This is a genomic window from Chamaesiphon sp. GL140_3_metabinner_50, assembly GCF_025361915.1.
In the GTDB taxonomy this organism is placed as follows: Bacteria; Cyanobacteriota; Cyanobacteriia; order Cyanobacteriales; family Chamaesiphonaceae; genus Chamaesiphon.
Genome location: NZ_JANYJC010000170.1, coordinates 1 through 6,674 on the forward strand (window position 1 = coordinate 1; position 6,674 = coordinate 6,674).

Annotated in this window: 6 protein-coding genes, 1 tRNA gene and 1 pseudogene; 3 read left to right on the forward strand and 5 right to left on the reverse strand. The window is 47.7% G+C overall.

The window, feature by feature from the left end:
* Nucleotides 1-73: 73 nt before the first annotated feature.
* The 5 genes and pseudogenes from Q0R35_RS08670 to Q0R35_RS08690 all read right to left on the reverse strand — a co-directional run.
* Nucleotides 74-1,120, reverse strand: a pseudogene (locus Q0R35_RS08670) (DHH family phosphoesterase); the annotation flags it as partial.
* A 26-nt stretch (nucleotides 1,121-1,146) separates the two neighbouring features.
* Nucleotides 1,147-1,377: a DUF4926 domain-containing protein gene (locus tag Q0R35_RS08675; protein ID WP_295616231.1), complete on the reverse strand. Its 231-nt coding sequence runs from the start codon at nucleotides 1,375-1,377 to the stop codon at nucleotides 1,147-1,149.
* 54 nt (nucleotides 1,378-1,431) lie between these two features.
* A complete protein-coding gene (locus tag Q0R35_RS08680) occupies nucleotides 1,432-1,740 on the reverse strand; it encodes a type II toxin-antitoxin system RelE/ParE family toxin (RefSeq protein WP_295616234.1) in 309 nt (102 codons plus the stop codon).
* Nucleotides 1,740-2,006: a type II toxin-antitoxin system ParD family antitoxin gene (locus Q0R35_RS08685; protein WP_295616237.1), complete on the reverse strand. Its 267-nt coding sequence runs from the start codon at nucleotides 2,004-2,006 to the stop codon at nucleotides 1,740-1,742. The genes Q0R35_RS08680 and Q0R35_RS08685 overlap by 1 nt, the downstream gene beginning before the upstream one ends.
* Before the next feature lie 50 nt (nucleotides 2,007-2,056).
* On the reverse strand, nucleotides 2,057-2,977 hold the full coding sequence (locus Q0R35_RS08690) for a J domain-containing protein (protein WP_295616239.1): 921 nt from the start codon (nucleotides 2,975-2,977) through the stop codon (nucleotides 2,057-2,059).
* A 442-nt stretch (nucleotides 2,978-3,419) separates the two neighbouring features.
* Between Q0R35_RS08690 and ldpA the strand changes: the two genes are divergently transcribed.
* The 3 genes from ldpA (at nucleotide 3,420) to Q0R35_RS08705 (ending at nucleotide 6,663) form a co-directional block, all read left to right on the forward strand.
* Nucleotides 3,420-4,544, forward strand: coding sequence for a circadian clock protein LdpA (ldpA, locus tag Q0R35_RS08695; protein WP_295616244.1), 1,125 nt, complete (start codon nucleotides 3,420-3,422; stop codon nucleotides 4,542-4,544).
* 76 nt (nucleotides 4,545-4,620) lie between these two features.
* Entirely contained in the window at nucleotides 4,621-6,378 is a 1,758-nt protein-coding gene (locus tag Q0R35_RS08700) for a R3H domain-containing nucleic acid-binding protein (RefSeq protein WP_295616247.1), read from the forward strand.
* A 212-nt stretch (nucleotides 6,379-6,590) separates the two neighbouring features.
* Nucleotides 6,591-6,663 (forward strand) — tRNA-Ala (locus Q0R35_RS08705).
* Nucleotides 6,664-6,674 lie beyond the last annotated feature (11 nt).

Genomic DNA, 6,674 nt, shown 5'->3' on the forward strand with positions numbered 1-6,674 from the left:
ATTATAACATCAAACAAAATCGCGTTTTAGTTATCGTCCATCCTGGTTGGCATCATGGTGTAATTGGCATCGTCGCTTCTTGCTCGATCCGCGCGCACATGTCTTGGCGTTGTTTATTTACCTGTTCGCATTGAATCGCCCTGGCTAAAGCCACACCCATATCGTTAGTTGTCAGCAAATTAATAATAATCTGCGGATCGTCAATTCTACCGATCGCATTAATTCTAGGGCCTAATCTAAACCCGATATCTTCAGGTTTCATCGCAGTGCTTTTTGCTACCGTGCCGCCTTGAGTCCCAGACATTTCAATTAAGGCTTGAATCCCCGTAACTTGCGAATTAGGTAATAATTGTAAACCCTGCTTGACTAAGCGACGATTGATGCCCGTTAATGGGGCTAGATCCGCGATCGTACCTAATGTAAATAATTCTAATAACTCATCGCTCAGAGATGGTTTATCTAGTCTATTGGCTAATTCTAAAGCTAACAGATAAGCGACACCCACACCCGCGATCGCCCGATAAACCGAAGACTCAGCAATTAGTTTCGGATTCAGAATCGCCTGTGCTGGCGGTAATACCTGCGGTAAGTCATGGTGATCGGTAATAATTACCTCCAAGCCCAATTCTACCGCCCTAGCGATCGCCGCAACCGCCGAAATGCCATTATCTACCGTGATAATTAACTTCACACCCTCAGCGTGAAATTCCTCCACAATTCGCTTGTTAATCCCGTACCCATCCGACATCCGACTGGGAATCGCATAGTCTACATCCGCACCCAACGCCGAGAGCGCACGTAACAGTAATGCCGTACTAGTCATCCCATCGGCATCGTAATCACCACAAATCGCAATCTTAGACTGATGCTCGATCGCATGTACCAGGATATCTAAACTTAGCTCCAGATCGGGAAATTCGGTCAACGGCGAGGGTAATTGGGCTGTTTCTGGATGAATGAATAACTCCGCCTGTTCGAGCGTCTTAATGCCCCGATTCATCAGCACCTGTGCCAGTAATGGCGATGTCGGCTCTCCAGGTGTCAGCACGATTCCCGCCGCCAATGTTGCAGCCTGTGATAAGTTACTCGGTGCTATTTGCCAGCGGTGTTGGGGAAGCATGATAAATCGTAGACTAGATAGATACTTTAGCAGTTGTTGTCGATACGCGATCGCTTCAAAGCTTCGATGCTGGAGATTGGCACGGTTACGACCTTTAAAAATTCACCTGTTGTATTATAAATTTCTAAAATACAACCTTCTTCACCATCTGCGGGATGAGGTACATAGTCATTTAGCATCGCAACATCCCCTTTTTTAAGTTCGTACTGGGAAAAATCTCGATTCAGAACAACTTCTTTGTATAGTGGTAGTCTCATAATTTTGGCTGTATCGACTACTTTTACTGTTTTACTGACGATCGAAAGAATACCTTATTCGTCAGGATCGGCAAACAATCTTGATAAATCTCTGTAGCCGCTGACTACTCGCAGAATCTCAATGTCTTCACCGATTGGTAAATAAAAAATTAAATATTTATCTAGTGTAATACTGCGAACATTAGTCAGGATCTCATTTCTCTTTCTACCAATTTGTGGAAAAGTGACAATGTTAAAAAATTTAGATTCTAACTTGCTCAAAAATGCTTCTGACTGTGACAAGCCAGCTTGTTGAGCGATGAAATCGGCAATCTCTTCGATATCTTTAGTTGCTGGTTGTGTCAGGCGAAATTGAGCGGTCATTAGTCTTGCTGAGGGTATCGAGATCTGAGATTTGCTCTAATCTGCTCCATCGCGATTTTACCATCAACCACCTCACCTCGCTGAGATGCTTCCCAGCCAACTCTTACTGCTTGTTGCAGTTCTCCCAACTTTCCTTGGTAGATATCGTCTTGCTGCTCTAATAATTCGATCGCGGCTCGAATTACCGCAATCGGATCTGGATATTTGCCACTAGTCAATTGACGACTGACTATTAATTCTAATTCTGGCGGGAGAATAACTTCCATAATCCTCGTTGGCGCGATCTTTTAGCTGGAATGCTTTCATTGTAAGTTACTTAGCAGTAAGATATCTCAGCTAGACCCCTTTTCACTAGGTTCAAATTTGCATGAATGCAGCAGAGAGTAAACGAGTTGAAGATTTCCTGACTAAGTGGTTGGGTTCCGAGGGGAACGATCGGGCGAATTATCAAACCTTTTTTGGCGATTTGTGCAGATCCTTCATCTTTTGCCCAACCACGCTCGATTAGCTCTTCTAAGAGTATTTTTAAATCGCTATGAAGATTGCTTGATGATGGTCGCTGTTGCGATGATTTAGATTGAGTTTGGTTGTTTAAAGCTGGTAGTTTCGGCGATCGATCTGGGTGCGATGATTCAACTACTAGCCGAAACAGGTGATTGCCTCGCTCACCCGGCGATCCCATCTTGCATACACCACGACCGAGTAGAGTTACATAGCTGCCAGATTGAGTTCCTAGTGGAACTATCAGTCGATCGATTCCATCAATTGTATCGACATTAATTTTAGCACCTCGATCTGCCTGTTTTTGAGTAATTTGGACGATCGACAAAAGATCGTTGCCATCTCGTCTAAAATTGTCTTGTGATAACGGTGCAGAAATAAACACATATAAATCGCGCGGTGCCTGACGATCGACACTAACGTCTACACCAGTTAGCGGCAATCGGGTACCATATTCAACTCCCGGCGGAATCTCGACAATTGTTGTTTTGGTCGTTAGTCTCATGCGGCCATTAGCAAGAGTCTTCCAATGTTTAAAGCGGATCTTTTTTTGACAACCAAGAATGGCTTCATAAAAATCTATCGCTAGATCTATTTGTAAGCCTTTACCTTGAGCATCAGCTTTAGCTAATAGTACTCGACCCGGACTAATCAATTTTTTAGAGCGACGGATAATCTCTCTGAATATCTTTAAAAATCTTTGAACCGATCGCTGCCAAAATCTATTTATATTCATTTTATCCCCTAAATTATCTAATCAAAAATGTATATATATTCGATAAAATTAACATCATTAGCGATCGCTAGTAAAACTGATGCTGTTACAAACTCACATAGCGACTGCTATCCCTACATAGTTTGGGTAGCTTGGGAGAGATTATGCAGTAACAATGATTTTTAGCTTTGGGGCACCAACATTGGCAATTTGTCCCAACCCTCCCGTAGCGATGGCAGTCAGTTGTGCGGTGGTTGCCCAGAGGATGGAGATCGAGTCGCATTACAGAAAATTAACATCGGGTACGATTCCTCGCCACACACCTGTAAATCTCGATATAATTTACAACATCAGGACGCTGACAAACTTAGGGTAAAGAGGTGACGGTCATGAATGTTTTCACTCAGCATACGTAATATATTTCCACTAGTAATAGTGTCAGCGAAAATTCATCCCAGTCCTAGTGCAATATCCTTCACCCGCCAACTCATTAGTTAAGGGTACATGGTTCAAACTCATCTGTGGGGCTAGCTTTGGGCATCTACCAGCCATTCGTTCTCTCGCGATCGCCTATACATTAGCAGGAGCTGATTGTATCGATGTTGCTGCCGATTTAGCGGTAATTAGGGCGGCAACAGATGGCTTCAGAGTTGCGAGTAAATTAGCCAAGATCGATCGAGCGTCGGATCGTCCCTGGTTGATGGTGAGTTTAAATGATGGTACCGACCCCCATTTTCGCAAAGCCGAATTCGACCCTACTCGATGTCCGGCTGATTGTTCGCGCCCGTGTGAGCGAATTTGTCCGGCAGATGCGATTGCACATCAGGGAGTCATCGATAGTCGTTGCTATGGTTGCGGGCGATGTTTGCCGATTTGTCCATTGGGTTTAATTACCACACGCGACCGAGCCGCCACGCCGAGTAGTATCTTTCCCGCCCTGGCCGCTGGAGAAATCGACGCGATCGAAATTCATACCCAAACCGGACATCTAGACGACTTTCGGCGGTTGTGGGGCATCCTCGCACCCGTCGCCCATCAGCTTAAATTGCTAGCGATTAGTTGTCCCGATAGTCGCGAATTAATCGCCTACCTGCGATCGATTCACGCTACTATTTCCGCAACCTACCATCCCCACCCATTACCCTTCACACTGCTGTGGCAAACCGATGGCAGACCGATGAGTGGCGATATCGGTGCGGGGACGACTCATGCGGCAATTAAATTAGGCGAAAAAGTCCTCAGTGCAAATCTTCCTGGCTACGTGCAACTAGCTGGCGGTACCAACCATTACACCGTCCCCAAACTCCGGGAACGTCAACTCTTACCCCCAACTACTCGCACCCACGTCCACGGTGTTGCCTATGGTAGCTACGCGCGCGTTTTACTATCGTCGATTCTCGATGAATTAGATGCCCGCACGGACGATCCGGGGAGACTAGAAAACCATCCAGACTTATTATCTGCTGCGGTGGCGATCGCGCACGAATTAGTCGGACAGTTGAAAGATTTATCTAGTAGCAAAGTTGATGGAAGTGTTGGGGGAAAAGAGCAAGAAGAAGGGGTGAAGGCTGCTCTTTTCCCACACTAAAAAATATCGACTCTAATTCTTTCTCTGCGCCCTTTGCGCCTTGGCGGTTAAAAAAAGAATCACCTTAATAACAGTAATGGACGAAAATTTAAGTCTGGGCAGAATGCAAATCACTGACGACTTGCACCAATTATTGGCAGTGTTGCCGGAATCGATTCGGACTACTTTAGAACAGCATCCCAAACTCGACGTATTAGTCGAAGTAGTGATGGATTTAGGGCGATATCCCGAAGCCAGATTTCCCGACGGGGCAGAAGATCTCAGCGAAATCCCCATTACTCGTGCAGATTTGCAAGCTTGTGTCGATCGCATTGGCTCATTTAGCGGCGATAATCGTGCCGGAATCGAGCGCACCCTCCACCGGATTAGCTGCTTGAGAAACCGCACGGGCGAAATTATCGGGTTGACTTGTCGCGTCGGTCGCGCCGTCTATGGCACGATTAATATGATTCGCGACCTAGTAGAAACGGGCAAATCGATTTTAATGTTGGGTCGTCCCGGCGTGGGTAAAACCACCGCCCTGCGGGAAATTGCGCGCGTCTTAGCCGACGAACTTGGCAAACGCGTCGTAATTATCGATACCAGTAACGAAATTGCTGGCGATGGTGATATTCCCCACTCCGCCATCGGGAGAGCCAGACGAATGCAAGTCGCCCGCCCCGAACTTCAGCATCAAGTGATGATCGAAGCCGTCGAAAACCACATGCCCGAAGTCATCGTCATCGACGAAATCGGTACCGAACTCGAAGCATTAGCCGCTCGGACGATCGCCGAACGCGGCGTACAATTAGTCGGCACCGCCCACGGCAACCGCCTCGAAAACCTGCTCAAAAACCCCACCCTCTCCGACCTCATCGGCGGGATTCAAGCAGTCACCCTCGGCGACGACGAAGCCCGTCGGCGTGCCTCTCAAAAAACCGTCCTCGAACGCAAATCTCCCCCCACCTTTGAAATCGCCGTCGAAATGCACGAACGCCATCGCTGGGTAGTACATGATAGCGTCGCCGAAATGGTCGATACCCTGCTCCGCAACCGCCAACCGACACCCCAAATTCGCACCGTTGACGAAACAGGCAAAGTTTCGATCGTCCGCGAACTCCCCGAAGCCTTAAAAAATGGTCTGATGCCGCCGCCAAATGCCCCCCAAACGCCCCGTGGCTGGCGATCGAGCGGTCGAATGGCTCCCATGCCAGCCACCCTCGCCACCAACGCCTCACAGGCGACCCTAGAGGCCGATCTGGGCTTCGCCCAACTCCTCGATCGCAACTGGGATGACGATGAAGCCATCATCCACTCAACAGGCACACCAGTCGGGGCAAACGGCGAAGAATTACCCCTCCACGTTTACCCCTACGGCATCGGTCGCGATGAATTAGATCAAGTCATTGAAGTCCTCAACCTCCCCGTAGTCTTAACCAAAGATATTGGCAGTGCCGATGCCGTCCTCGCTCTGCGAACCCACATCAAAAATCACTCCAAACTTCGCCAGATTAGTAAAGTCCGGCAAGTCCCGATCTACAGCGTCAAATCGGGCACGATTCCCCAAATTACCCGCACCTTGCGACGAATGCTGCACATGGACGATCCGGGCATCCCCGAAGCCGATGACATGCGCTTGTTCTCCCAAAACGGTAGCGATGATGAAGTCGAAGCCTTAGAGGAAGCCCGATTAGCTGTCGAGCAAATTGTCATCCCCAAAGGTCAACCAGTCGAATTGTTACCGCGATCGAGTTATGTCCGCAAAATGCAACACGAACTGATCGAACACTATCGCCTTAAATCAGCCAGCTTCGGCGAAGAACCCAATCGCCGCTTGCGGATTTTCCCAGCCTAGCTTTTTTAGGCTTTAGGCTTTAGGCTTTGGGCTTTAGGGATAGATGAATACCAGGAATGAGGATATTGAAAACATTCAGATTCCAGCCATTGCCTAAAACCTTAATCCCACAGCCCTCAACCTAAAATCCAACCCCTAAAGCCTAAAGCCCAAAACCTAAAGCCTTCCCCTTGACAACCGGGAACGCGATCGAGTAAATTAAGAAGTATTATGGGGTCATAGCTCAGTTGGTAGAGCACTACAATGGCATTGTAGGGGTCAGGAGTTCGAGCCTCCTTGTCTCCATTGGGTTGAAA

What these genes read in the sequence shown, in the direction of transcription:
- Q0R35_RS08680 (WP_295616234.1), bottom strand. Translation starts at nt 1,740, where the DNA reads ATGACCGCTCAATTTCGCCTGACACAACCAGCAACTAAAGATATCGAA.
- Q0R35_RS08700 (WP_295616247.1), top strand. Translation starts at nt 4,621, where the DNA reads ATGGACGAAAATTTAAGTCTGGGCAGAATGCAAATCACTGACGACTTG.
- Q0R35_RS08690 (WP_295616239.1), bottom strand. Translation starts at nt 2,977, where the DNA reads ATGAATATAAATAGATTTTGGCAGCGATCGGTTCAAAGATTTTTAAAG.
- Q0R35_RS08685 (WP_295616237.1), bottom strand. Translation starts at nt 2,006, where the DNA reads ATGGAAGTTATTCTCCCGCCAGAATTAGAATTAATAGTCAGTCGTCAA.
- Q0R35_RS08675 (WP_295616231.1), bottom strand. Translation starts at nt 1,377, where the DNA reads ATGAGACTACCACTATACAAAGAAGTTGTTCTGAATCGAGATTTTTCC.